We start from the raw sequence: 24548 nt of genomic DNA, 5'->3' as shown, positions 1-24548 counted from the left end.
GTCAGCGGTGCGGCGTCGCGCGCTCGCGCAGCTCGTCGGGCGTCACGACGAACCCGCCCGCGTCCACCACCGTCCCCCCGACCGCCCGCCACAGCGCGGCGATCACGCGGGCCATCGACGGCATGACCCGGTCCCGCGCGATGACGTGCAGCGGCGAGGGCGTCTCGGTCTCGAGCTCGCCCGGCTCGAGCGGCTCCCACACCACGCGGTAGGCCCACGGACCGTGCTCGCGCCAGTCGAGGCTGCCCAGGACGACCGGCCCGTCCGTCTGGCGGCGCATCGTGAGCGTCACGGCGCCGTCGTAGTCGAACATCGCGGTCACGCCGAACGGCTGCGGCCCGGTGTCGGCGGTGCCGTTCGGCCGCGGCAGGTCGACCGGCCCGACGCGCGCACCGGCCAGGGCCGGGCGCACCAGCGGGACCGCGTCGACCGCGGCCATCGGCTGGGCCGACCACAGGGTCAGGCTCACGTCCGCGTGCCGGTCGGGGACGAGCGAGCGCGAGCGGTCCGGCGCGACGACGAGCCCGCCGGTCCGCCGGGCCGCCGCGGTCATCCAGCCGACCGCGGGGTCGCTGCCCTCGGCGAGGCCGTACACGTCGTGGTCGGGCGAGGGCGCGGGGCCGACGAGCACGCCCGCGTCACCGAGCCGGAGCCGACCCAGCGTCGCGGCGGACGCCTCCTGGACGACCACGCCGCGGAACCGCGCGCCGGCCATCCTCGTCGCGGGGGCGCTGGCGACCGGCGCCGCCTCCCAGGACGCCCCGGCGAACCACGCGCCGGCAAGCGCGAGCACATCCGTACCTCTCGGCAGGGCGACCACGTGCTGCCCGTCGAGCTCTGCGGGAACACCCCAGACCTGGCTCATGGCCGGACGCTAGCGAGACATTGTTTCGGCCGTGTTTTTGGCCCGCGTCATCCACCGGTTCGGCGAGTTTGTCCACAGGCTTTCACCCGCACTACCCACCGCCTGTGGACGAACCCTGTGGACAACTTCAGGCGTGCACGTCGTGCAGGTGGTGGACCACGTCGTGCAGGAAGTACTGGCCGAGCGTGGTCACCGTGAACTCCGACCCGTTCGAGCGGCGGCCCGTGCGCTCCCAGGCGTCGTCGGCCACGGAGTCGAACCGGTCCGCGATCGCATCGGCCGCGTCCGCGAGCTCGTCGGCCACGACCGTCGGGTCCTGCAGGTCGTAGCGGTCCGCGAGCGCGGTGGCGTCCTGGTCCCAGTTCTCGAACAGCGGGTCGTCCTCGGCGAGCATGAGCGCGAGGCGGCCGTCGAAGACCCGGAACACGTCGCGGACGTGCGCGCCGTACTCGAGCGTCGACCAGGTGGTGGGCTCGGGGCGCTCGCGCGCGTCGGTGCGGTGCAGGGCCGAGACCCAGCGGGGCGCGAGATCGCGGACCGTGCCGCCGATGGCCGTGGTGTCGGCGTCGGCCGCGGTGAAGCCGCACTCCGGGCAGCGCTCGCGCAGGACCCAGGTCCAGTCCTTCTCGTCGGGCTCGATGGCGGGGGCGGCGGCCGGCGTCGTCATCCCCGCACGGTATCTCGGCTACACGACCCCCGCGGTGTGCAGCTCGCCGTACTCGTCGTCGGTCAGCAGGCGCGAGCGGATGAGGAACCGCACGCCCTCGGGGGCTTCGAGGGAGAAGCCCGCGCCGCGGCCCTTGACGACGTCGATCGTCAGGTGCGTGTGCTTCCAGTACTCGTACTGCGCCTTGGTCATCCACACGGGCACGACCACCCCGTCGCCGAGGTCCAGGTCGCCGAGGTGCTCGTCGACGTCGCCCGTGAAGAACTCCCCCTGCGGGAAGCACATCGGCGACGAGCCGTCGCAGCAGCCGCCGGACTGGTGGAACATCAGCTCGCCGTGCTGCTCGCGCAGCCGGCGCAGCATCGTGGCGGCCTCGTCGGTCACCGCGACCCGCTCGGGCAGTCCCATCGCGCTCCCTTCCTGGCCCCACCTAGCCGCACTTGTGACGGGTGTCGTCCCCTGAGGCCCCACGGAGCCTCAGGGGCGCACTTCCGTCACAAGTGCGGCTAGATCGGGCTGGTTCGTGCTCGGCTCGGTCAGAAGAAGCCGAGCTTGGTACCCGAGTAGCTGACCAGGAGGTTCTTGGTCTGCTGGTAGTGGTCGAGCATCATCTTGTGGTTCTCGCGGCCGACGCCCGATCCCTTGTAGCCGCCGAACGCCGCCGCGGCCGGGTAGGCGTGGTAGCAGTTCGTCCACACGCGGCCGGCCTCGATGTCGCGGCCGGCGCGGTAGGCGATCTCGCCCTCGCGGGACCAGACGCCGGCGCCGAGCCCGTACAGGGTGTCGTTGGCGGTGTGGATGGCGTCGGAGTAGTCGGCGAAGCTCGTCACCGCGACGACCGGTCCGAAGATCTCCTCCTGGAAGATCCGCATCGAGTTCTTGCCCTCGAAGATCGTCGGCTGCACGTAGTAGCCCTCGGCGAGGTCGCCCTCGAGCACGTTGCGCGACCCGCCCGTGAGCACCTTGGCGCCCTCGGCGCGGCCGATGTCGAGGTAGGACAGGATCTTCTCGAGCTGGTCGTTGGACGCCTGCGCGCCGATCATCGTCTCGGTGTCGAGCGGGTTGCCCTGCGTGATCGCCTCGACGCGTGCGATCGCGTCGCCGATGAACCCGTCGTAGATCGACTCCTGGATCAGAGCGCGTGACGGGCACGTGCAGACCTCGCCCTGGTTGAGGGCGAACATCGCGAACCCCTCGAGCGCCTTGTCGTAGAACGCGTCCTTCTCCCGGGCCACGTCCTCGAAGAAGATGTTCGGGCTCTTGCCGCCGAGCTCGAGCGTGACCGGGATGATGTTCTGCGACGCGTACTGCATGATCAGGCGGCCCGTGGTGGTCTCGCCGGTGAAGGCGATCTTGCGGATGCGCGGCGACGAGGCCAGCGGCTTGCCCGCCTCGACCCCAAACCCGTTGACCACGTTGATGACGCCCGGGGGCAGCAGGTCCGCGATCAGCTCCATGAGGAGCAGGATCGAGACCGGCGTCTGCTCGGCCGGCTTGAGCACCACGCAGTTGCCCGCCGCGAGCGCGGGCGCGAGCTTCCAGGTGGCCATGAGGATCGGGAAGTTCCAGGGGATGATCTGGCCGACCACGCCGAGCGGCTCGTGGAAGTGGTAGGCGATCGTGTCGCCGTCGATCTCCGAGATCGAGCCCTCCTGCGCGCGGATCGCGCCCGCGAAGTAGCGGAAGTGGTCGATCGCGAGCGGCATGTCGGCGGCGAGGGTCTCGCGCACCGGCTTCCCGTTCTCCCACGTCTCGGCGACCGCGAGCATCTCGAGGTTCTCCTCCATGCGGTCCGCGATCTTGTTCAGGACCAGCGCCCGCTCGGTCGCGGACGTCTTGCCCCAGGCACGGGCCGCGCCGTGCGCGGCGTCCAGGGCGCGCTCGATGTCGTCGGCGTCGCCGCGAGCGACCTCGCAGAACGTCTTGCCGTTCACCGGAGACGGGTTCTCGAAGTAGCGGCCCGCGGCCGGGGCGACGTACTCGCCGCCGATCCAGTGGTCGTAGCGGTCGCGGTAGGTAGCGGGGCTGCCGGGCTGTCCCGGTGCTGCGTAGACGGTCATCGCGCCTCCTGGCAGGTCATCCGGACGACGAGGCGTCCGGGGCGCGGCACCCTTGCCGCGATCCTCCCGCACGGTAGGCCGCGGCACGTTGCACGACCGTTGCACCCGCCTTAGCGCTCGGCCCGCCGCGCCCGGAAGTCGTCCGCGATCTGCTGCGCCTGGGCGTTGACCACGCGGCGGTACCCGTCGTGCAGCCGCGCCGTCCGACCCGAGTCGGGATCCTCCTCGTGGGCCGCCAACCACGCCCGCCGTGCTGCGCGGACGTCGTCGTCGGTGAGGTGGACGTGTGACTCGGTCATCCGTCCAGCGTGCGCGCGGCCCGTGATCATCGCAGTTCGACGGGGCAAGTTCACCCGACCGGGTGACGCCGACCGATCTCGCGCTCGAGGCGGACGAGCTGGGCGTGCGCGCGCAGGTGGTGCGCCGAGCCGGGCACGCTCGACGAGGCGAGGGCGGCCCACGCGGCCCAGTCGTCGGCGCCCTCGTCGGACGCCGCCCACCGCGCGAGCAGCTGCGGGTCGCGCGACGCGAGCACCGCGGCGCGGAGCTCGTCGGCCAGCCGCGTCCGCAGCTTCTCGACCCCAGGGGCGACCGACCGCGGCAGCACGGGCCCGGTGTACGCGGACAGCGCCTGGGTGGTGTCGCCCACGGCCAGGGCGTCGCGCACGACGTCGACGTCCGTGCGAACCGCGCGTGTCAGCCGGTAGGGCCGCGACTCGCTGAGCAGCGGCCCGACGAGCCGGCGTAGGCGGGACACCTCCGCCCGGACCGTTACGTCGGACAGCTCCGCGTCGGAGAGCAGGACCGCGAGCTGGTCTCCGGACAGGCCCGCGGGGTGCTCGGCCAGCAGCAGCAGGATCTCGGCGTGCCGGCCGCCCAGGCGGTGCGCGGCGGCGTCGAGCCCGAGCGTCCCGACCTGGCCGCCGAGCACGTGCAGCGACGGGACGGGCGGCCCGACGGGGACGGCCGAGGTGCCGCCGGTGGGCCGCGACGCGATCGTCGCCTCGATGGCGGCCGCGGTCGCGCGGACCAGCTGCATCGCGAGCCCGGACGCGACCACGGAGCCGCCGGTCACGTCGAGAACGCCCAGCACCTGGCCGGCGGAGTCGTGCACTGGGACCGCCGCGCAGTTCCACGGCTGGACCGGCCGCGCCCAGTGCTCGGTGCCGATGACCTGCACCTCGCGGTTGGTGGCCAGCGCCGTGCCGGGCGCGTTGGTGCCCGCGCAGTCCTCGCGCCACACCGCTCCCGCGACGAAGCCGGCGACCTCGACCTGCCGGCGCACGCGCGCGTCGCCCTCGACCCACAGCAGCCGGCCGGTCTGGTCGGTGAGCGCCGCGACCCAGCCGGGGTCGCGGTCGAGCAGGAGCTGGCGCACGATCGGCAGCGCGACCGAGAGCGGGTGCTCGCGGCGCAGGCCGGCCAGGTCGTTCGCGCTGACGTCGACCGGCGGCGAGGACTGCTCGGGATCGACGCCGCTGCGGCGGCTGCGGCGCCAGGAGTCGGCCACCACGCGGCGCACGGACCGGCCGGGCGCGTGCCCGGTCGTCACGAACTCGTCGTGCGCCGCACTCACGGTGGTTGCGCTCATCGCACCTCCTGGCCGACGTCGTCGTCGGGACCACCTCGAGTGTAGGGACGCGTGTCCAGTTCCGGCAGGGCGAGGGCACGTGAAGGGTCGGTGTGGGTCACGCGGATCACCCCCGGTCTGGTGGGTTTTTCTGACGCGGCGTGCGACGATGTCACCATGCCCAAGATCATCGGCGGATCGCTGCACGAGCACCGTGAGCAGACCCGCCAGAAGCTCTTCGCGGCGCTGTCGACCCTCATGGCCGAGCAGGGCTTCGACGCCATCACCCTCGCCGAGATCGCGCAGGCGGCCGGCGTCGGCCGCACGGCGGTCTACAACCACTTCCCGGACAAGGAAGCGCTCCTCGTCGGCTTCATCACTCACGAGACCGACCAGTACGCCGCGACGCTGCAGCGCGCGCTGGACGACATCGACGACCCCGTCGAGCAGCTGCGCACCTACGTCCGCCAGCAGACGCAACTCAAGCGCGTCTACCACGTGGCCCCCGGCCCGGAGCTGCGCTCGGTGCTGTCCCGCTCCACGCAGCAGCGCGTCCGCGAGCACGTCGTCGTGGTCGAGCAGGTGCTGCGCGAGATCCTCGCGGCCGGCATCGCGTCGGGCGCCTTCCCCGAGCAGGACCTCGACACCACGGTCCCGCTGGTCAACGCGTGCCTGTCCGGTCGCGGCGTGCCCGACGACGGCCCCGCCCGCGAGCGCGCGATCGCCCAGACCGAGGCGTTCGTGCTCCGCGCCGTCGGCGCACCCGTGCTCGTCCCCGCCTGACGTGCCGACCCCCTCGTCCGGCCGCGGCCGGCGGCCCTCCGGCGTGCGTCACCACGGCCGCCCCACGCCCACCCGCCGCGGCGCACCCTCACGCGACGAGCAGGTGCGCGAGACCCGAATCGAGGTCACGTTCCTGCCCGGGCTCGGCGACGTCCTGGCCGACGAGGTCACCGCGGTGCTGCACCCGCGCCGGCCGGCCGCTCCCGTCGCAGGCCGCGACGACGCGCTCGCGGTCGCGATCAGCAACCCCCTCGCCCACACGCGTCGGCTGACCACCGCGGTCGCCGTGTTCCTCGTCCTGCACTTCGACGTGCCGCGCCCCAAGTCGCTGACGAGCGGCGACCACCTGGCCCGGATCGTCGAGGCGATGTACTCCTCGCTGCGCGTCGCGGGCTCGTCGACCTTCCGCTTCGAGGCGGCAGGCAGCGACTCGTCGGTCTTCGCCCGCCTGGCCTCGGAGCTGAACGCCGCCACCGGCCTGAAGTACGACGAGAAGGACGGCGAGCTCGTCGTCCGCGTCCGTCGCGGCCCCGCGCGCGGCGAGGCCGACCCCGGCTGGGACGTCCTGGTCCGGGTCGGCAACCGCCCGCTGTCCGCCCGCCCCTGGCGCGCGGCCGACTACCCGGGCGCCGCGAACGCGACGATCGCCGCGGCCATGACCCGCATCGCCGGCGTCGTGCCCGAGGACCGGGTCGTCAACCTCATGTGCGGCTCGGGCACGCTGCTGATCGAGCGCCTGCTCGCCGGTCCCGCCGCGGCGGCCGTCGGCATCGACGACGCACCCGACGCGATCGCCGCCGCCACCGAGAACCTCGCCGCCGCGTCGCTGGCCCGCAAGGCCCAGCTGATCACGGCCGACATCCGCGACCCCCAGCTCGAGGGCGGCTACGACCTGCTGCTCGCCGACCCGCCGTGGGGCACGCTGCACGGCTCGCACGCCACCAACGCGGAGCTGCACGCGGACCTGCTGCGCGCGGCCCACCGCCTCGCCGCGCCGGGGGCACGGCTCGTCGTGCTCACGCACGAGATCAAGGTCATGGACCGCTGCCTGCGCGAGACCGACCAGTGGACGACCCGCGAGGTCACGCGCGTGTTCGCCAAGGGCCACCACCCGCGCATCTACGTGCTCGACCGGGCCTGACCCTCGGTCAGGAAGGACCGCAGATGGACCGGCTATGGCGTCACCACGTGGCCCCGATCGTGGCCGTTGTGATGCTCTCGACGAGCCTGCCGCTGTTCGTCCTGACCGACTACCTGCTTGAACGCTCGCTCTGGTTCCTGCTCCCGATCGCCGCGTACGTTGCCCTCACGCTGTGGATGGCCAAGCGATACCTCCGGCATTCACCACGCCACGCGCGAACGGCTGAGCGATGAGTGCGCGACTCGGGCGCCACGGTGTCCCCGACTCGCGTCCGTGGTGGCGCAGGTTGGTGCAGCGCATCGGCATGGTGCTGAGCGACGTCTTCGGTGGGCTCTAGCTGGCGGACGGCAGCCCATCGGTGCCGTGGATGCCGGGCACCGCCCGCGTTCACCGCGGTTGAACCGACGTCCCCACCGGGTCGTTGGCCGCGATCCACTGGTCCGTGCGCAGCCACGAGGCGAACAGCCACTCCTCCTGCGCCGCCAGGTCGCGCGGGATGTCGGCCGCGTCGACCGACCAGCCCTTCATGATGATCCGCTTGTCCATCGGCAGCTCGCGCCAGATGTCCCGCGTGGTCACGAGCCGGTCCAGGCCGGTGTGCGCGACGAACACGACGCCCGCGGTCGGCGCGGCGTCGAGCGCGGAGAGCAGGCCGCCCGCGTGCGGGGCCATGACGTTGACCATCTGCTCCGCCTGCTCGGCCAGGTCGTCGCGTCCCTTGGCGCGCAGCGCCTCGATCCGAGCCGTCCGGCGGCGCGGCGTGACGTTGCCGCCCTCGGGGAAGATGAGCAGCGCGCTGCGGTCGTCGAGCAGCTCAGCCAGGTCGCCGACGGCTGACGACAGCCCCGGGGCACCGTCCCGGCGCGCGGAGTGCGGCGTGACGAACTGGGTCGGGAGACGGTTGAGCAGGATGTCGATCGCCGGGTCCCACTGCAGGGTGTCCTTGAGGACGATCAGCGGTTCGCGGTCGAACCAGTTGAGCAGCGCGTGGACCAGGATGAACGAGTCGCCCGGGCCCGCGTGCCGGCTCGCGACGATGATCGGGCGGCCGGTCAGCACGGTGCCCACGTCGGCGTCCTGCACGTCGATCGTCAGGCGCAGCGTCCAGCGCACCTGCCAGAACAGGACCTGCAGCATCCGCCCGGCGAGCACGTAGTGCGCGCGCTGGAAGCGGGGGCGGTGGATCGCCCAGCCGAAGCCGGACGCGACCCACAGCCCGAACGCCGCGGCGATGACGACCGCGTCCCAGAACAGGTAGAACGTCGCCATCCACAGGATGCGCGTGATCCGCAGCTTCCCGGGCAGCAGCCACGTGATGACGCCGCCGACGAGCACCACGAGCACCACGCCCACGGGCAGCCAGACGAGCGCGACGACGAGCAGGAGCGGAGCCAGCACCACGCGCCGCACCCAGCGCGGCGGCAGTCGCCAGATCACGACTGCGCCAGGTAGCGCGCGCTCGCCTCGTACGCGGCGTCGATGCGCGCCCGGGTCGCGTCCAGCTTCCGGTAGGACGTGAGCTTCTCGTCGCCCGGCTTGGCGCCGCCGCTCGGCAGCACGTGCACGCTGACGCCCTCCGGGACCATGTCGATCTCCCGGGAGAACCGGTGCCGGCGCGCGATCTCGAAGCTCACGCGCGCCACGTCCGAGGGCTTGTCCGGCGCCACGAGCGACTCCTCGATCCGCCCGACCTGCAGCACGTACACCCGCGTCGCACCACGGCGGATCGCCTCGCCGAGCGGGATGGAGTTGACGATGCCGCCGTCGACGAAGTGCTCGCCGTCGATCACGGTCGCGGGCAGGATGCCGGGCACCGACGACGAGGCGAGCACCGCGGGGATCAGCGGCCCGGAGTCGAACCAGCGCTCGGCGGCGCGCTCGATGCTCGCGGCTGTGACCGCCAGCGGGACGGCGAGCGCCTCGAACGTCGGTTCCTCGCCGAGCATGTCGACCAGCAGCGCGCGCAGCGGCGCAGGGTCGTTGAGGTGCGTGCGCGACTTCGCGAGCCGGCGCAGCTGCTTGGGCCACGAGTCGCCGTAGATCGCGGCCGCGGCGGGCGAGGCCCACGCCTCGACGAGCCGGTCCACGACCGCGATCGTCGGGTCGTGCGCGACAGCCGCACCGTTGATCGCGCCGATCGACGTCCCGACGATCGTGTCCGGCACAATGCCCGCCTCGAACAGCGCGCGCAGCATGCCCACCTGCACGGCGCCGCGCACCCCTCCGCCGCCCAGCACGAGTCCGATGGTCACCCTCGGATCGTGGCACACGGGCGCGCTCCGCGTGATGAGGTGGTCCGCCCTCGTGGGCCGACGAATCGAGACGGTGACCCTGGACTACCGGCCCTGGTCCGATGCTGGCGACTGGTGGTGCCCAGCGATCACGATCACGTCAGAGAACACGGGTGTTGTGCTCGGGTTGGGCGAGGTCGGCTCCGACGGCGATCTCGCTCCGTCTGCCGACAATGTCGTCGCCCTGCGGTATCCGTCCGACGCCTCGTTCCCGATTCTCAGGTCGCACGCGTAGTCGTGTTCACTTGATCAGTGACCACCCCGTCTGCTCGTCTTCCCCGCGTCCGTGCGTCCGAGCTCGTCGGGCGCGGCTGGCTCAACACCGGCGGCCGCGACGTCACCCTCGCGGACCTGCGCGGCAAGATCGTGATCCTCGACTTCTGGACGTTCTGCTGCATCAACTGCCTGCACGTCCTGGACGAGCTGCGCGAGCTCGAGGAGGCCCACCGCGACGTCCTCGTGATCGTCGGCGTGCACTCGCCGAAGTTCGTGCACGAGGCCGACCCGGTCGCGCTGGCCGCGGCGGTCGAGCGGTACGGCGTCCACCACCCCGTGCTCGACGACCCGGACCTCGTGACCTGGTCCGCGTACACCGCGCGCGCCTGGCCGACCCTCGTCGTCATCGACCCCGAGGGCTACGTCGTCGCGCAGATGGCCGGCGAGGGGCACCGGCGCAACGTCGAGATCCTGGTCGACGAGCTCGTCGCGGAGCACGCGACCAAGGGCACGCTGCACCGCGGCGACGGCCCGTACGTCGCGCCCGAGCCCACGTCCGGCACGCTGCGCTTCCCGGCCAAGGCGATCGCCCTGCCGAACGGCAACCTGCTGGTCGCGGACGCGGGCCACCACTCGCTCGCCGAGCTGGCCCCCGACGCCGAGACGCTGGTCCGCCGCATCGGCTCGGGCGGACGTGGCCTCGTCGACGGCGGCCCCGACGAGGCCCGGTTCAACGAGCCGAACGGCCTGTGCCTCGTCCCGTCAGGACTGGGGCCCGACTACGACGTTCTCGTCGCCGACACGGTCAACCATGTCCTGCGCGGGGTGCGGCTCGCCGACGGGGTCGTCACCACCGTGGCCGGGACCGGCGAGCAGTACATGGTGGGCGCGGCGGACAACGTCTCCGGCGAGGGCGCCCGGAGCCACAAGCTGTCCTCGCCGTGGGACGTGGTGTGGTCGCAGGACCTCGGCGCCTTCCTCGTCGCGATGGCCGGCAACCACACGCTGTGGACGTTCGACCCCGCGGCAGGGGCGATCACGCACGTCGCCGGCACGATGAACGAGGGCCTGCTCGACGGCCCCGGCCCCGAGGCCTGGTTCGCGCAGCCCTCGGGCCTGGCCGTCGGGGCGGACGGGCGGATCTGGCTCGCCGACTCCGAGACGTCCTCCCTGCGCTGGGTCGAGACCGATCCACTGACGATCCACACCGCGGTCGGCGAGGGCCTGTTCGACTTCGGCCACCGCGACGGTCCGGCCGCCGAGGCCCGGTTCCAGCACCCGCTCGGCGTCGCGGTGCTGCCCGACGGGTCGGTCGCGGTCGCGGACACGTACAACGGTGCCGTGCGCCGGTACGCCGACGACGAGGTCACGACGATCGCGTCGGGCTTGGCCGAGCCGAGCGGCTTCGTCGTGCTGCCCGACGGCCTGCTCGTCGTCGAGTCGGCCGCGCACCGCATCACGCGCATCCCGCTCGCGGCGGGCGAGCACGTGGACGGCGGCACGCACCGCACGCAGCGCCCGGTCACGGACCTGGCTCCCGGCGAGGTCGCGCTCGACGTGGTGTTCACGCCCGCCACGGGTCAGAAGTACGACGACCGCTACGGACCCTCGACCCGCCTGCAGGTCTCGTCGACCCCGCCGGAGCTGCTGCTCGACGGCGCGGGCGACGACGTCCCGCTGCTGCGCACCCTGCGGCTCAACCCCGACGTGAGCGAGGGCGTCCTGCACGTCACGGCGCACGCGGCGAGCTGCGACGACGACCCGGCGATCGAGTACCCCGCGTGCCACCTCAACGCGCAGGACTGGGGGGTCCCGGTCCGGCTCGTCGCGGGCGCAGCGGCGACCCTGTCGCTACCGCTGCATGGCTGAGCTCAGCTCGCGCCCATCACGGCGACGGCGGTCAGCGCGTCGAGCGCGGACTTCACCACGCCGCCCTCGGCCGCGGTCGACGAGACGCCGATCTCCACGAGCCACGGCCCGTGCTCCAACGTCGTCGTCGACTGGTCGCGCTCGAGGTCGGACGGGCTGCCGCCGCGGGCTATCGCGGAGCGCTCGTCGCCGCGCTGCATGAGCACGGCCCACGCCGAGCCGCCCATGGTCTCGGTCACGGCGGCGGCCAGCGCGCACAGGCGCGGCACGACGCCGGACTGCGCGGCGGCGATCGCGGCCGAGCCGACGACGACGACGCGCTCGGCGGTCACGGCGGGGTCGGCGGTCGGGGTCGCGACCTTGAGCCGGCGCGCACGGGCCCGCTTGGCGCGGTACTGCTCGACGTCGGCGCGTCGGAAGAGCTGGCGGGCCGAGACCGGCCCAGAGACGGCGGTCGACGCGAGGCCGTAGGAGATCGCGGCGCCGTGCGGCAGCGGGTACATCGCGAGCGTCGTGGCCATCGTCTCGGCGACCTCGGCCCGCTTGCGGCCCACGGTGACCAGCGCGAACTCGTCGCCGCCGATGCGTGCCGCGGTGGTGCCCGGCAGCGAGTCCGCGACCCGGCGCAGCACGTCGCCGACCGTGCGCAGCAGGTCGTCGCCCGCGTCGTGGCCCATCTGGTCGTTGACGCGCTTGAGCCCGTCGACGTCGCACATGACGATGCAGGTCTCGTCGCCCGACTCCAGCGCGGACTCGGCCACGGAGTCGGCCACGCGACGGTTGGCCAGGCCCGTCAGCGGGTCGTCCGCGACGAGGTGGCGCACCTGGTCCTCGAGGTCGACGCGAGCCACGGCACCGGCCGCGAGCGCGGCGAGCACCTCGGCGCGCGCCACGTCGTCGACCGTGAACAGGCCGTCGCCGACGGCCTTGACCGCGTAGATCTGGCCCCAGACGGCACCGTTGACGATGATGGGCGCGGCGAGCGCGGACCCGGCGTCGACCTCGTTGAGGGTCGCGATCTCGACGGCGTCCCCAGCCTCCTCGTCGCCCTCGGCGACGGGCTGGCCCTCGATGTCGACCGCGTGCGCGACCCAGCTTGCCCGGTCGCTGATCAGCGCGCGCAGGGCGGGGCGGTCGTCGGCGCGGTACGACGAGCGCACCATCCACAGCAGCCGCGGATCGGTGGGCTGCGGCGTGATGTCGAGGATGCGGCTCGTGTCCTGCTCGATGCGGCAGAACGCGACGCGACGCGCGGCGAGCACCTCGACGCCCATCCGGCTCGTCGCCTGCTGCACGTCCTCGAGGGTGCGGCACCGGTCGAGCCGGTGCGCCGCGAGGGCGAGCCCGCGTACGCCGACGAGGGCCGCGGCGGAACGTCGTCCCGCACGCGCGCCCGGCGAGGCGGCGCCGCGTCGTGTCACGGGGCCATCATCGTCCACGCCGGCCGTCCGCACGACACGATCGGGCGACCTGCGGCATCACGTCACCCGTCCGCCCGCGCGTCACGCTTGCGCGCGGGCGGCTCCGAGCTCGGCGAACACGGCCTGGTTGAGGCGGAAGGCGACGCGCGCCTCCTCGACGACGGCCTCGCGCTGCGCCTCGTCGAGCGGCAGGGCGTCCAGTCGCTCGCGGTAGACGTCCTTGAACGGCTTGAGCTTGTGGATCTCCGGGAAGTCGTAGAACGCGATGCCGTCCTGCTCGAACCCGTAGTGCCGCTGCATCATCCGCTTGATGATCTGGCCGCCCGACAGGTCGCCGAGGTAGCGCGTGTAGGCGTGCGCGGCGTAGAGCGACAGGTCGTCGCCGCAGGCCTCGAGGCGCTGCGTGTACGCGAGCGTCGCGGGCAGGAACACGACCCGCTCGCGCCAGTCGTCGCCCAGCAGGTAGGCGAGGTCGGTCTCGATGGCCGGGACGCGGGTCAGCTCGTCGAACACGAGACCGCGGTCCGCGCCGGCAGCGACCAGGCGGGCACCGGCGGCCTCGAGCGCGGTGTAGACCGCGAGCTGCTGGACGGCGAGCGCGGCGTACGCGTCGCGGTCCAGGTGGCCGCCGAGGAGCTGCTCGACGAACCCGCTGCTCTCCGCGCTCTCGTGCTCGGCGCGGGTGCCCTCACGCAGCGCGAGGGAGAGCGGGACGGCGGTGGCCTCGTCGGCCGGACGGACGGCAGTGGTGGTCACGAACACTCCTGCTACTTGTTGATGACGATCTGTCAGGAAGCGTACGTCATGAAGGTAAGGCTTGCCTACATCGTCGCCCGATGGATGCAACGGGGGTGCATCCGGATCGCGGTCCCGGAGGGAAGAGGGGGAGTCAGGCGCCATCCCGGCGCTGCTCCCGGAAGGACGCACCATGCGCTCTCGACTTCTCGCCGGCACCGCCGCCGCGGCTCTCGCCCTCGCCGCCGTCGCCGTCACCGCCGGACCCGCCTCAGCGGCGGACGACGCCAAGCTCTCCGTCCTGCACGGCGTGCCCGGCCTCACCGTCGACGTCTGGGTCAACGGCAAGCTCACCCTGGACGACTTCAAGCCCGGCAAGCTCGCCGGCCCGCTCGACCTGCCCGCGGGCACGTACACGGTGGCCATCACTGCGGCCGACGCGAAGGACGACAGCGACCCGGCGATCGGCCCGGTCGACCTCGAGCTCGCGGCCGGCAAGAGCTACACGGCCGTCGCGCACCTCGACGCGTCCGGCGACCCGACCGCGACGCTCTTCACCAACGACACCTCGACCACCAAGGCGGGCGAGGGCCGGATCACGGTCCGCCACGTCGCGGCGGCTCCGGCCGTCGACGTGCTGGCCGGCTCCGACGCGGTCATCAGCGGCCTCGAGAACCCCGACGAGAAGGTGCTGAACCTGCCCGCGGGCACGGTCTCGGCGAGCGTCGTCGCGGCCGGCACCACGGAGCCCGCGCTGCTCGGCCCGGCCGACGTCAAGGTCGCCGAGGGCACGAACACCATCCTGTACGCGTGGGGCGACGCGACCGCCGACCCCTCCACGCTGGCCCTGGCCACGCAGGTGATCGACGGGCTGCACGGCGACCCGAGCGGCGTGCAGGCCGGTGAGCTCGGCCTCGTCGCCGACTCCGGCTCCACGCCGGTCTGGCCGTTCGCGCTGGGCGCCCTCGCGGCGCTGGGCGTGGCCGGCTTCGCGATCGTCGGCCGTCGTCGCGCAGACGCGCAGCGCTGACCATGGCACGACGACACCACCGGACGGGCGGGGCGCTCCTCGGCGCCCTGCTCGTCGGGCTCCTGACCGCGTGCTCCCCCAGCACCGCGCAGGAACCCGCACCGGTGGTGTCGTCGGCGCCGCCCGGGCCGACGCCCGTGCCGACCGTTGCGGCCGTGCCCGAGGTCCCGGTCCAGGACGCGACCGCACCGGCGGCTGACCCCACAGCACCGCCGGTGCGGCTCGCGGTCCCGAGCGTCGACATCGACATGACCGTGATTCCCGTGGGAGTGGCCGACGACGGCTCGATGGAGCTGCCGCCGGACGCGACCGAGGTCGGCTGGTACCGCTTCGGGCCGGCGCCGGGTGCCGACGAGGGGAACGCGCTGCTCGCGGCGCACGTCGACTCGCGGCTGAGCGGGATCGGGCCGTTCGCGCAGCTGCGGGACGTCTCCGTCGGCGCCCGCGTCGTGGTGACGACCGACGACGGCACGCAGCTCCGGTACCGGGTCGCCTCGGTCGAGAAGATCCCCAAGGACCAGGCCCCGTTGGACGCCTGGTTCGGGCGCGACGGGGCTCCCCGGCTCGTCCTGGTGACGTGTGGAGGAGCGTGGAACGCGAAGATCGGGCACTATGCGGACAACGTCGTCGTCACCGCTGACCCGATCGGTGGATGACCCGTGCACGCGGTGGCCGCCCTGGTCCCGCCGGACGAGACCCGATCGATCGAGGAGGGGTGCGTGAGCGGGAAGGACCCTGATCGACCGGGCGCTCCCCTGCGCGCGGTCCCTGACCCGCCCGTCCCCCACCCGCACCGCCTCGACCCCGACGGCGAGGGCGTCGAGGAGCTCGGCGCCGCGTTCGCCGCGGGAGACGAGGCCGCGATCCGGGAGGCCTACCGCCGCTGGTCCGCGCTCGTCCACACGATCGCCCTGCGCTCGCTCGGCACCACGGCCGACGCCGAGGAGGTCACGCAGCAGGTGTTCGTCGACGCCTGGCGCGGCCGGCACCGCTTCGACCCCACCCGCTCCCGGCTGCCCGCCTGGCTCATCGGCATCACGCGGCACGCGGTCGCCGACGCGCACGAGCGCCGGGCCCGCGACCGCCGGCTCGTCGCGGCGGCCGAACCCCGCGAGGAGCACGTGGCAGCAGCCGACGACAGGGTCGTCGACCGCGTCGTCGTCGCCGACGAGCTCGCCCGCCTCGGCGACCCGCAGCGCACGATCCTGCGCCTCGCGTTCTACGAGGACCTGACGCACGACCAGATCGCCACCCGGTTGGACCTGCCGCTCGGCACCGTGAAGAGCCACGTGCGGCGTAGTCTCGCTCGGCTGCGCAACCGATGGGAGGTGGATGGTGCCGTTCGATGAGTTCCACGTGGACGACGACGTGCTCGCCCTCCTCGCCCTCGGCGAGGAGGCCGGCACCACGGCCGATCGCGCCCACGTGCAGGAGTGCGAGCTGTGCGGCGACGAGATAGCCGCGCTGGCGGAGGTGGTCGGGCTGGCCCGGGCCGCGGACACCGAGCTCGTGACGCCGGGCCCTCAGGTCTGGGAGCGGATCGCCGCGGAGCTGGACCTGGCGCCGGTTGCCGCCCCGACGCCTGCGCCCGTCGTCGTCCCCCTCGCCCCGCGTCGGCGCTCGCGCGCCTGGGGCTGGATCGCGGGGGCGGCGGCCGCCGGGATCATCGTCGGCGGCGCGGGTGTGGGCTGGGCCCTGACGCGCGACGACCGCACGGCCTCGGTCGTCGCGACCGCGACGCTCGACCCGCTGCCCGGCTGGTCCGCGCAGGGGACCGCCAAGGTCGAGACGTCGCGCGACGGCACCCGGGTCCTGGTCGTCGACGTCGACGAGAAGTCCGACGACGACGGGTTCCGCGAGGTCTGGCTCCTGACCCCGGACGTCAAGGGCCTGGTGAGCATCGGGACGCTCGAGGGCTCGTCGGGCCGCTTCGACCTGCCGGCCGGGCTCGACCTGTCGCAGTACTCGGTGGTGGACATCTCGCAGGAGCCGTTCGACGGCAACCCGGCCCACTCGGGGGACTCGATCGTGCGGGGCGCCCTTCAGGCGTAGGCGCCCCGCACGCGATCGAATCAGACCTGCGGAGGGGCCGGCGGCACCTCGCGGTGCTCGACGACCTCGCGGTGCGTGGTGTTGCTGCGCTGCGCGTTGAGCGCGATCGCGAGGATCAGCGCCAGGACGCCGGCGCCCATGCAGATGTAGCCGATCACTTCGAGGTTCACGGCGTCGATCGCGTCCTTGACGCCGAACGACAGGATCGCGCCGATGACGATGAGGGCGATGCCACCACCGATGCCCATGGGGACTCCTTCGGGTCGGGTCGGCGCTGGGGGTCGCGCCGGCTCAGGGGAGAGCCTGGCGCGACCCGGCCGACCTCGCACCCGGAGAGCTCGCTCGTCGCCCGATCAGCCCAGGATGTCGGGGTACTGCGCGTCCTCGCCGAGCACGTGCTGCGCGAGGAACGCGCCGACCACCTGGTACCAGACGATCGCGTGCTGCGGGCTGAGCACCCAGTGGTTCTCGTCGGGGAAGTACAGGAACCGGTGGTCCGAGCGGCCGTCCTCGCCGGCGGGGCTGCCGGACGCCGAGAGCAGCTCGTACCAGAGGCGCAGGCCCTCGCCGATCGGCACGCGGTAGTCCTTGTCGCCGTGCACGACGAGCATCGGCGTGACGATCTTGTCGACGAAGCGGTGCGGCGAGCTCTCGAGCGCCATCTCCTCGGTCATCTCCCGCGCCCAGTAGAACGCGGCGTCCGTCGTCGGGCCGAACTGGTCGAGGGCCCACAGGCTCGCGTGCGTGACGATCGCGCGGAACCGGTCCGTGTGGCCGGCGACCCAGTTGGCCATGTAGCCGCCGAACGATCCGCCCATCGCGGCCGTGCGGGTCTCGTCGATGTCGTCGCGGGCCTCGACCGCGTCGGTGATCGCGAGCAGGTCGGTGTAGGGCGCCTTGCCCCACGCGCCCCAGCCCACCTGGATCATGTCCTGGCCGTAGCCGGTCGACAGCGCGGGGTCCGGCAGCAGCACGGCGTACCCCTGCGCGACGAGCAGCCACGGGTTCCAGCGCCACGACCAGGCGTTCCACGAGCCGAGCGGGCCACCGTGGATCCAGAGCAGCAGCGGCGCCTTGTCCGCGCCGCTCGCGCCGTCAGGCAGCGCGAGCCAGGCACGCACGCGACGGCCGTCCTCCGCGGTCGTCTCGACCTCGGTGAGAGTTCCGGGCAGCGCGGGGGTCTCGACCGGGCTCGTGAGGGCCGTCGTCTCGCCGGTGGCCAGGTCGATGCGGACCGGGTGGGCGGGCGCCTCGTACGACGCGCGGATCGCGTAGGCCGTGGTGCCGTCGCTCGTGACCTGGACGTCGGTGAACGTCGCGGCGTCGCTGGTCACGCGGGTGACCTCGTCGGCGGCCAGGTCGACGCGGAACACGGGGCCCCGGCCGTCCTCGTCGGCCAGCACCAGCAGCCCGCTGCTGTCCGGGAGCCAGACGGGCGAGTGGGGCCAGCGGTCCCAGCCGTCCGCGACGACGCGCGCGTCGCCGCCCGCGAGCGGCACGAGGCCGAGCCGGACGACGGGCGCCTCGAACGGGGTCGAGATCGTCTCGCGCGAGTAGGCGACCCACTGGCCGTCGGGGCTGACGGCCGGGCTGCCGAGGTCGGCGCCGTCGTCGTCGACCAGCACGCGGCGCGCGCCCGTCGCGACGTCGATCGCGACGAGCTGCGAGCGCTGGTCGCCCTTAGCGCCCGGCACGGTCCAGCCGGTGACGATCGTCGTGCCGTCCGGGCTGATCGCGTACCCCTGCTCGACGAGCGCGGCGCGGGCGTCCTTCGTCACGTCGGCCAGCTCGAGCCGCGGGTCGGTGGCGGCGGCCAGCGGGGCCGTCACGGACTGCGGCACGTCGGCGGTGAACAGGTGCGGCTGGGCCGGGCCGAGGTCGTGGTCCCAGTACCGGACGGGGTAGCCGTCGTGCAGGATCGCGGCGACCTTCTTGTCCGTGCGGGCCTTGCGGAGCTTCTCGTCGTGCTCGGCGTCGACCGCCGACGGCAGCACGTCCGACCCGACGACGATCGTCCCGGCGTCCGCCGCAACCTTGACGCCGCCGAGCCCGGCCGCGCGATCCGCGACGACGCGCGCCTCGGCGCCGTCCGCGGGCAGCAGCCACAGGGCGGGACCGGCCTCGTCGTCCGGCTCCTTCGCGTCCGGGTCGGGGCGCGAGCTGGTGAACAGCAGGTCGCCCGCGGGCGTGAACGCCGCGCTGGCTTCGCCCTTGGCCGACCTGGTCAGGCGCCTTGCGGGCTTCTGGCCGGCCGGGTCCACCTCCCACAGCGCGGTCACGTACTTCGTCGCCTTCGCGTCGAGCGTGGCGACCGCCGTCACGAGCCGCGTCCCGTCGGGCGACAGCTTCAGCCCGGAGACCCGGGGGATGGCGACATAGGCATCAAGGTCATGGAACGGCGAGGCAGCATCAGTCACCCGTACGTCCTATCACGCCCGATACCCCACCCACCCTCCTGGCGACCGGCCGGTCGAGCAGGTCGTTACGCACGCATCCGGGCATCGAAGCGTGCATCACGGCCTGGTCGGCGGGAGTTCGCGGCGTCGAGCGCGAGGTGTTGGCGGATCGTCGCGACGAGGTGGTGGGGGAAGTCGGCGCGGATGAAGCGGAGCAGGTCGACGCGGCCGGTAAGGAGGAGGCGGTTCTGGCGGGTGCGGTCGGAGTACAACGCCTGTGGGGTGTCGTGGACCTCGCGACCGTCGATCTCGACGAGCAGCCATCGCCCGTCGCGCAGCCGCCAACCGAGATCGCCCCGCCCGACGAACCGTCCGCCGTCGTCACGAATGACCACCTGCAGGTCGTCGGGCGCGATGCCCGCGTCGAGGCATCGCAGGCGTGCGTCCGTCTCCAGTGGTGACTCCGAACGCCCGTCGACCAGCCTCCACCACGGTTCCAGCCGTGCCGCGCCTCGTCGCCCGCGGACCCCCGCCTTGACGCGCGCCATCCCCTCCAGGTCCAGGAGCCGCTTGTTGAGCGCGCTGTCGAGGATCGCGACCGCGTGCGTGCGCGCCAACGCCGGCAACGCCTGGATCAGCGCCGCCTCGACCGACGCGATTCGACGGCCGTCCACGACCACCGTCGTCACCCCCGCGAACTGCCGGAGCCGGATGCCATCTCGGGATCGCAGGCGCGATCCATCGGCCAGCGTGACCTCCGGCTGGACGACGATTGGCAGACCGGCGACACCATGGAGCGCCAAGGCGCACGCGCCGACGGCGATCGCACTCGGCCCGTAGGCCAACATTCCGAGCCACGCGGCCCGGCGGCGGCGCTCGTCCGGGTGCCGCTCGTGCGGCGGGGAGACCACGGTGTCGAAGACTCCCCGCGTCGGCTGGCTCCACCTGCGCGCCGAGACCAGCCGCGTCCGGGCACCACGGGCCACGCCGTGGGCGGCGCACTGCTCCGAGGACACGAGCCCCGCCTGCCGCACGGCCACGGCAAGCAGCCCGACCGGCACGACGATTCCCCGAGACACGCCCCCACTCCACCGCACCTGACGCCGCCGCATCCCCGGTCATCCCCAACCCCGACTGCCCACGGCCGTCGAGCAGGTGGTTGTGCACGCTTCCAGCCCGCGAAGCGTGCGTAATCACCTGCTCGGCGGAGAGATCTCGGGGGTTGCGGTAGCCGGGCTGGGCGGGGGGACCGGGCCGCCGGGGTCAGGGGGTGTTGTTGAGGCGGGTGAGCATGGCGTTGTAGTCGTCCAGCTCCGTGTCGCCGTCGCGGTCCACGCGGCGGTCGCGGCGGCGGGCGGCGCGCTCGTCGTCGCGGGACCAGGCGACCGCGACGCCGATCGCCATCACCAGGGTCGGGATCTCGCCGATGCCCCAGGTGATCGCGCCGCCGGTCTGCTGGTCGGCGATCGCCGACTCGCCCCACGGGCGGCCCATGAGGCCGAACCAGTCGGCCACGAGCAGCGAGTCGCCACCCACGAGGGTCACACCGAAGAACGCGTGGAACGCCATCGTCGCGAACAGCAGCAGCAGCCGCTGGGGGTAGGGCGGGCGCTTCGGGCCGGGGTCGATGCCGATCATCGCGTTGACGAACAGGTACCCCGCCAGCGAGAAGTGCACGACCATCGCGAGGTGGCCGACCGGGCTGCGCAGCGCCCACTCGAAGATGCCCGAGTAGTAGAAGACCAGCATCGAGCCGATGAAGTTCAGCGACGCGACCAGGGGGTTCGCGAGGAACCGGCCGACGTGGCTGTTGACCATGACGAGGATCCACTCGCGCGGGCCGCGGGAGACGTCGCCCCGGAGGGTCGCGGAGCGGTTGGGCAGCGCGCGCAGCGCGAGCGTCACGGGCGCGGACACCGCGAGGAACAGGGGGATGACCATCGCGAGCAGCATGTGCTGGAGCATGTGCGCGCTGAACAGGACGTGCCCGTACAGCGACGGCCCACCGGACGTCACCCAGAAGAACAGCACCATGCCGAACGTCCACGACGCCGTCCGCGCCCACGACCACGAGTCGCCCCGACGGCGCAGCCGCAGCACCCAGCGCCAGTACACGACGACCCCCGCGACGGCGGCCGACGCGAGCACCAGGTCCCACCGCCACTCGGTGAACCAGCGCTCGAGGGTCGGCTCGGGCGGCAGCGCGTGGCCGGTCAGGCGGTAGGCGGGCGTCGGGTCCGCGGGCGGCACCTCGGCGACGGGCGGAGCGGTCGACGAGAGCGCGACCGCGACCCCCGACACGGCCCCCATGACGGTGAGCTCGACGAGCACGAGCCGCCAGAACAACGCGGTCCCCGCACGCCCGGCCGAGCCCCCGGCCAGCCGGGGGATGACCGCTCGGCGGTGCGCGAGCCCGAGCAGCCCCAGCACCCCGAACAGCGCGATCTTGGCGAGCAGCAGGATCCCGTACGAGGTGCCGAGGTCGGACCAGGAGCTGAGCCGGATCACCCCGTTGACGGTCCCCGAGACCGCCACCGCCACGAAGCACCAGGCCGCGATCGACGAGTACCGCGCCACCGACGCGGACAGGTCGGTGCCGATCCGCCGCACGAGCAGCGCGAGGGCCGCGAGCGCCCCGATCCAGATCGCCGCACCCACCAGGTGCAGCAGCATGGAGGAGGTCGCCAGGTCGTGGCTCGCGGCGCCGGCCGCGTGGCCGAGCTGCGCCTGCTCCCACAGCGCGACGAGGGCGAGCGCGGCGGTCCAGGCGGCGCCCGTGGGGGTCGCGACGACGAGGGCGAGCGCGGTGACGACGGCCGCGACGGTCGTGATGAGCAGCAGGGTGCGGCCCAGCTCGATCTGCGTGACGAACAGCCCGAGCTCCTGCCCGAACGACGCGGAATCGAGCGGCCGACCCGCCACGGAGGCGTACTTGAGCACGAGGTTCACGACGCACGCGAGGGTCCAGACCCCGGCGGCCCAGCCCGCGACCAGCAGGCTGCGGGGGTACGCCCGCCCCTCCGCGCGCTCACCCCGACCGCGGTCCGACGAGCCCGCCCGCGGCAGCACGCACACCGCGAGCACGAGTGCACCGAGCGCGACCGACCCGGCGAGGTCGGTGAGCGTCGTGGTGATCGGCAGCCCCCACCGCACGGCCGCGCCGGGATCGCGCAGCAGCTCGGGCAGCGCGGCCCCGGAGAACGCGACCGCGACGACCACCGCCACGATCGCGGCGAGCACCAGGGCGACGACCCGCCAGGGCGACGCGGGCGCTGCGGGCGCGGCGGCACCCGCCCCGCCGGCCCCGTCGACGACGGGGCGGGCGGGACGGGCGTCGCCGCGGCGCGTGTCGGTCACGGGCGGTCGCTGCCCCCGGGAGCAGGGGTGGTGCGCCGACGACGAGCGCGCATCCAGCCCAGCAGCCCGAACGCGATGCCGATCAGCAGGCCCGCGCCCACGACCAGCAGCGCGGGCGACCGGCTGTCGGAGTCGGACGACGACGGCGCCGCAACCGGCACGGCCGAGGCGGACGGCGTGGGCGTCGCCTGCTCAGCGACCCCCGCGGACGCCGTCGGCGCCTCCGTGGGCACCGGCCGCGCACCGGTCGACGCCGTGAACCCGAACGTCCCCGACACCGCGTGGCCGTCCTGCGACGTCACACGCCAGGTCACGGCGTACTCCCCCGCCGGCAGGTCCCCGACGAGCGCCTGGCTCACGGTGCTGTCGACCAGCTCGGCGTCACCGGTGCTGACGACGCTGCCGTCGGGACCCTTGACCTCGATCACCGTGCCGAGCGCGACGGCCGGCTCCTCGAAGGTCAGCGTCACGCGCTCGGGCGGCGCGTCGACCGTGCTGCCGTCCGCGGGGTCGACGCTCACGAGCTCGTCGTGCGCCTGCGCGGCGGGCGCCGCGACGACCCCCAGGGCGAGCAGCAGCCCGACGACGAGCCCGGCGGCTGGTGCAGTTCGACGACGCATGTGTCCCAGGATCCCCCACGTCACGGCTGAACCTGGCGTCGGCGGCCCGTGACGAGGGCCACGACGAGCGCGGCCGCTCCGAGGACGAGCCCCCCGACCCCGAACCAGAGGCCCGCGTCCGACGACGACTCCGAGGCTGCGGGGGCCGACGCGTGGTGCGCGTCGCCCTCCGCTGCCGTGATCGTCAGCTCGGGCGCCGGGCTCTCGGGCTCCTCGCTCCCGGTCGTCGGCTCGTCCCAGTCGACGACCGTGCCGTCGGAGTAGGTCTGGTGCGCGGGCAGCAGCAGCTCGGTGCCGGCCGCGGGCAGCGGCCCCACCTGCAGCTCGAACTCCTGGAACTGACCTGCCCCGATCGCCGCGTCGGGCGACGCCGTGAACACCACGTGCAGCGGCGCCTCGGTGATCGTCGCGCCCTCGACGTCGACGGGCTCGGGCAGCTTGCCGGTCTGCACCTCGGCGGTCCAGCCGGGCACGGGCCGGGTGCCGACGTGGGACAGCGGGGTGTCGGTGGGCAGGTCGATGACCACGTTCGTGGTGGTCGCCGCGTCCTTCTCGTTCGGGACGCGGAACGTCAGGACGGTCCACGCGCCGGCGGCGGTGGTCTCCGGGATGACCCGGACGTGGGCGGAGGCGGCGGTGGCCGGCAGGACGACGAGGCCGAGCCCGACGAGGGCGGCGGCGGCGGTCTGCAGGGGACGACGAGGCATGGTGGTTCCTTCGCGATGGCTTCCGGCGGGCTCATCGGGCGTTCGTCGCCGACGAGCCGCCGGACGGGTGGCGGCACGTGCAGGGCGCCGCTCGGCCTCAGAGGGCGGACGGCACCGGTGACTGCCAGGCGGGCGGCCCCCGCAGCGGGACCACGCCGCGCCACGTCTGGCGCTCGAAGGAGTCGTGCTCGACCGCGACGGGCAGCTCGGCCCAGGCGGGAAGGACCGTGGCGTCGAACCGCGCGACGAGCGGCCGGAGCCACGCCGCGAGCCAGTCCAACGCCCGGTCCGCGCCGGCCACGACGAGCGCGCACGCCACGACGGCGAGCCCGTGCGCCGCGACCATCGCCCACGCGCCGAACATCGGCATGAGCGTCGCGTGGCCGACCGCCGAGCCGCAGCCCGTCGTCGCGAGGTAGGCGGCGTGCGCCGCGTGGTCCATGCCCGCGTGCCGGCCCGTCGGCACGAGCGCGGCGCACCCGAACCCCTCGAGGAGCGAGAGCGCGGAGTGCAGCGCGACCTGCGCGACGGACAGCGCGACGACGGCGCCGACGAGCCCGACCCGCCGCCCCGTCAGGGCGACGGCACCGGCCAGGACCAGGGCGACGAGGGCCGCGACGACGAGGGGAGCGGGCACCGAGCCGCCGCCCAGGACGTGCGCCCCGCAGGCCAGGGCGACGACGACGGACGCGGCGACGAGGGCGCGCGCGAACCGCAGCGCTCCGCTCGTCGGGGTGACCACCGGGCAACCCTAACGGCTCCGGGCTC

At 73.6% G+C, this 24548-nt stretch carries 25 protein-coding genes; 8 read left to right on the top strand and 17 right to left on the bottom strand.

Going from position 1 to position 24548, the window contains the following annotated elements:
- Nucleotide 1: 1 nt before the first annotated feature.
- The 6 genes from D1825_RS14215 to D1825_RS14190 all read right to left on the bottom strand — a co-directional run bounded on the left by D1825_RS14215 (nucleotide 2) and on the right by D1825_RS14190 (nucleotide 5183).
- Complete coding sequence (locus D1825_RS14215; protein ID WP_138067688.1) at nucleotides 2-865, bottom strand: hypothetical protein; 864 nt, start codon at nucleotides 863-865, stop codon at nucleotides 2-4.
- Nucleotides 866-992: 127 nt separating this feature from the next.
- Entirely contained in the window at nucleotides 993-1532 is a 540-nt protein-coding gene (locus D1825_RS14210; RefSeq protein ID WP_118768067.1) for a DinB family protein, read from the bottom strand.
- A gap of 18 nt (nucleotides 1533-1550) precedes the next feature.
- Complete coding sequence (locus D1825_RS14205; protein ID WP_118768066.1) at nucleotides 1551-1940, bottom strand: DUF779 domain-containing protein; 390 nt, start codon at nucleotides 1938-1940, stop codon at nucleotides 1551-1553.
- 128 nt (nucleotides 1941-2068) lie between these two features.
- Complete coding sequence (gene exaC / locus D1825_RS14200; RefSeq protein ID WP_118768065.1) at nucleotides 2069-3592, bottom strand: acetaldehyde dehydrogenase ExaC; 1524 nt, start codon at nucleotides 3590-3592, stop codon at nucleotides 2069-2071.
- A gap of 110 nt (nucleotides 3593-3702) precedes the next feature.
- Entirely contained in the window at nucleotides 3703-3891 is a 189-nt protein-coding gene (locus D1825_RS14195) for a hypothetical protein (RefSeq protein ID WP_138067687.1), read from the bottom strand.
- Between the two features lie 50 nt (nucleotides 3892-3941).
- Nucleotides 3942-5183 (bottom strand): helix-turn-helix domain-containing protein, encoded by a 1242-nt coding sequence (locus D1825_RS14190; RefSeq protein WP_118768063.1) that lies wholly within the window; start codon nucleotides 5181-5183, stop codon nucleotides 3942-3944.
- A gap of 156 nt (nucleotides 5184-5339) precedes the next feature.
- Here D1825_RS14190 and D1825_RS14185 point away from each other — a divergent pair, with 156 nt between their 5' ends.
- The 3 genes from D1825_RS14185 to D1825_RS14175 all read left to right on the top strand — a co-directional run bounded on the left by D1825_RS14185 (nucleotide 5340) and on the right by D1825_RS14175 (nucleotide 7319).
- Complete coding sequence (locus D1825_RS14185; RefSeq protein ID WP_118768062.1) at nucleotides 5340-5945, top strand: TetR/AcrR family transcriptional regulator; 606 nt, start codon at nucleotides 5340-5342, stop codon at nucleotides 5943-5945.
- A 103-nt stretch (nucleotides 5946-6048) separates the two neighbouring features.
- On the top strand, nucleotides 6049-7086 hold the full coding sequence (locus D1825_RS14180; protein WP_233549912.1) for a methyltransferase: 1038 nt from the start codon (nucleotides 6049-6051) through the stop codon (nucleotides 7084-7086).
- Nucleotides 7087-7109: 23 nt separating this feature from the next.
- Nucleotides 7110-7319 carry a hypothetical protein gene (locus D1825_RS14175; protein WP_118768060.1) on the top strand — a complete coding sequence of 70 codons (210 nt, stop codon included), beginning with the start codon at nucleotides 7110-7112 and terminating at the stop codon, nucleotides 7317-7319.
- 154 nt (nucleotides 7320-7473) lie between these two features.
- On the opposite strand, the gene D1825_RS14170 is transcribed toward D1825_RS14175, so the two are convergent.
- Nucleotides 7474-8523 carry a 1-acyl-sn-glycerol-3-phosphate acyltransferase gene (locus tag D1825_RS14170; protein ID WP_118768059.1) on the bottom strand — a complete coding sequence of 350 codons (1050 nt, stop codon included), beginning with the start codon at nucleotides 8521-8523 and terminating at the stop codon, nucleotides 7474-7476.
- Nucleotides 8520-9338, bottom strand: coding sequence for a patatin-like phospholipase family protein (locus tag D1825_RS14165; protein WP_118768058.1), 819 nt, complete (start codon nucleotides 9336-9338; stop codon nucleotides 8520-8522). The genes D1825_RS14170 and D1825_RS14165 overlap by 4 nt, the downstream gene beginning before the upstream one ends.
- Before the next feature lie 291 nt (nucleotides 9339-9629).
- Between D1825_RS14165 and D1825_RS14155 the strand changes: the two genes are divergently transcribed.
- Nucleotides 9630-11462 carry an NHL domain-containing thioredoxin family protein gene (locus tag D1825_RS14155; protein ID WP_118768056.1) on the top strand — a complete coding sequence of 611 codons (1833 nt, stop codon included), beginning with the start codon at nucleotides 9630-9632 and terminating at the stop codon, nucleotides 11460-11462.
- Between the two features lie 2 nt (nucleotides 11463-11464).
- Here the strand turns inward: D1825_RS14155 and D1825_RS14150 are convergent, their stop codons facing one another.
- Both D1825_RS14150 and D1825_RS14145 read right to left on the bottom strand, forming a co-directional pair.
- Nucleotides 11465-12883, bottom strand: coding sequence for a GGDEF domain-containing protein (locus D1825_RS14150; RefSeq protein WP_118768055.1), 1419 nt, complete (start codon nucleotides 12881-12883; stop codon nucleotides 11465-11467).
- Between the two features lie 81 nt (nucleotides 12884-12964).
- Nucleotides 12965-13639, bottom strand: a complete 675-nt coding sequence (locus D1825_RS14145) for a biliverdin-producing heme oxygenase (protein ID WP_233549911.1) — start codon at nucleotides 13637-13639, stop codon at nucleotides 12965-12967.
- A gap of 172 nt (nucleotides 13640-13811) precedes the next feature.
- Here D1825_RS14145 and D1825_RS14140 point away from each other — a divergent pair, with 172 nt between their 5' ends.
- From D1825_RS14140 to D1825_RS14125, 4 genes are all read left to right on the top strand, one after another.
- A complete protein-coding gene (locus D1825_RS14140; RefSeq protein ID WP_118768053.1) occupies nucleotides 13812-14648 on the top strand; it encodes a DUF4397 domain-containing protein in 837 nt (278 codons plus the stop codon).
- Nucleotides 14649-14650: 2 nt separating this feature from the next.
- Nucleotides 14651-15304: a class F sortase gene (locus D1825_RS14135; protein ID WP_118768052.1), complete on the top strand. Its 654-nt coding sequence runs from the start codon at nucleotides 14651-14653 to the stop codon at nucleotides 15302-15304.
- A 63-nt stretch (nucleotides 15305-15367) separates the two neighbouring features.
- On the top strand, nucleotides 15368-15997 hold the full coding sequence (locus D1825_RS14130; RefSeq protein ID WP_233549910.1) for an RNA polymerase sigma factor: 630 nt from the start codon (nucleotides 15368-15370) through the stop codon (nucleotides 15995-15997).
- Nucleotides 15984-16700, top strand: a complete 717-nt coding sequence (locus tag D1825_RS14125) for an anti-sigma factor (RefSeq protein WP_407643335.1) — start codon at nucleotides 15984-15986, stop codon at nucleotides 16698-16700. The genes D1825_RS14130 and D1825_RS14125 overlap by 14 nt, the downstream gene beginning before the upstream one ends.
- Before the next feature lie 20 nt (nucleotides 16701-16720).
- On the opposite strand, the gene D1825_RS14120 is transcribed toward D1825_RS14125, so the two are convergent.
- From D1825_RS14120 to D1825_RS14090, 7 genes are all read right to left on the bottom strand, one after another.
- The gene (locus tag D1825_RS14120; RefSeq protein WP_118768050.1) at nucleotides 16721-16948 is read right to left on the bottom strand and encodes a DUF6458 family protein; all 228 of its coding nucleotides are present in this window, start codon (nucleotides 16946-16948) and stop codon (nucleotides 16721-16723) included.
- A gap of 105 nt (nucleotides 16949-17053) precedes the next feature.
- Nucleotides 17054-19117 (bottom strand): S9 family peptidase, encoded by a 2064-nt coding sequence (locus D1825_RS14115; RefSeq protein ID WP_118768049.1) that lies wholly within the window; start codon nucleotides 19115-19117, stop codon nucleotides 17054-17056.
- A 65-nt stretch (nucleotides 19118-19182) separates the two neighbouring features.
- The gene (locus D1825_RS14110; protein ID WP_233549909.1) at nucleotides 19183-20007 is read right to left on the bottom strand and encodes a hypothetical protein; all 825 of its coding nucleotides are present in this window, start codon (nucleotides 20005-20007) and stop codon (nucleotides 19183-19185) included.
- A 352-nt stretch (nucleotides 20008-20359) separates the two neighbouring features.
- The gene (locus D1825_RS14105; RefSeq protein ID WP_118768048.1) at nucleotides 20360-22453 is read right to left on the bottom strand and encodes a cytochrome c oxidase assembly protein; all 2094 of its coding nucleotides are present in this window, start codon (nucleotides 22451-22453) and stop codon (nucleotides 20360-20362) included.
- On the bottom strand, nucleotides 22450-23073 hold the full coding sequence (locus tag D1825_RS14100) for a copper resistance CopC family protein (RefSeq protein ID WP_138067685.1): 624 nt from the start codon (nucleotides 23071-23073) through the stop codon (nucleotides 22450-22452). The genes D1825_RS14105 and D1825_RS14100 overlap by 4 nt, the downstream gene beginning before the upstream one ends.
- A gap of 20 nt (nucleotides 23074-23093) precedes the next feature.
- Entirely contained in the window at nucleotides 23094-23780 is a 687-nt protein-coding gene (locus D1825_RS14095; RefSeq protein WP_118768046.1) for a YcnI family copper-binding membrane protein, read from the bottom strand.
- Nucleotides 23781-23877: 97 nt separating this feature from the next.
- A complete protein-coding gene (locus D1825_RS14090; RefSeq protein ID WP_118768045.1) occupies nucleotides 23878-24522 on the bottom strand; it encodes a hypothetical protein in 645 nt (214 codons plus the stop codon).
- Nucleotides 24523-24548 lie beyond the last annotated feature (26 nt).

This window comes from Cellulomonas rhizosphaerae, assembly GCF_003470205.1.
GTDB lineage: Bacteria > Actinomycetota > Actinomycetes > Actinomycetales > Cellulomonadaceae > Cellulomonas > Cellulomonas rhizosphaerae.
This window is presented reverse-complemented; position numbering and strand designations above follow the sequence as displayed.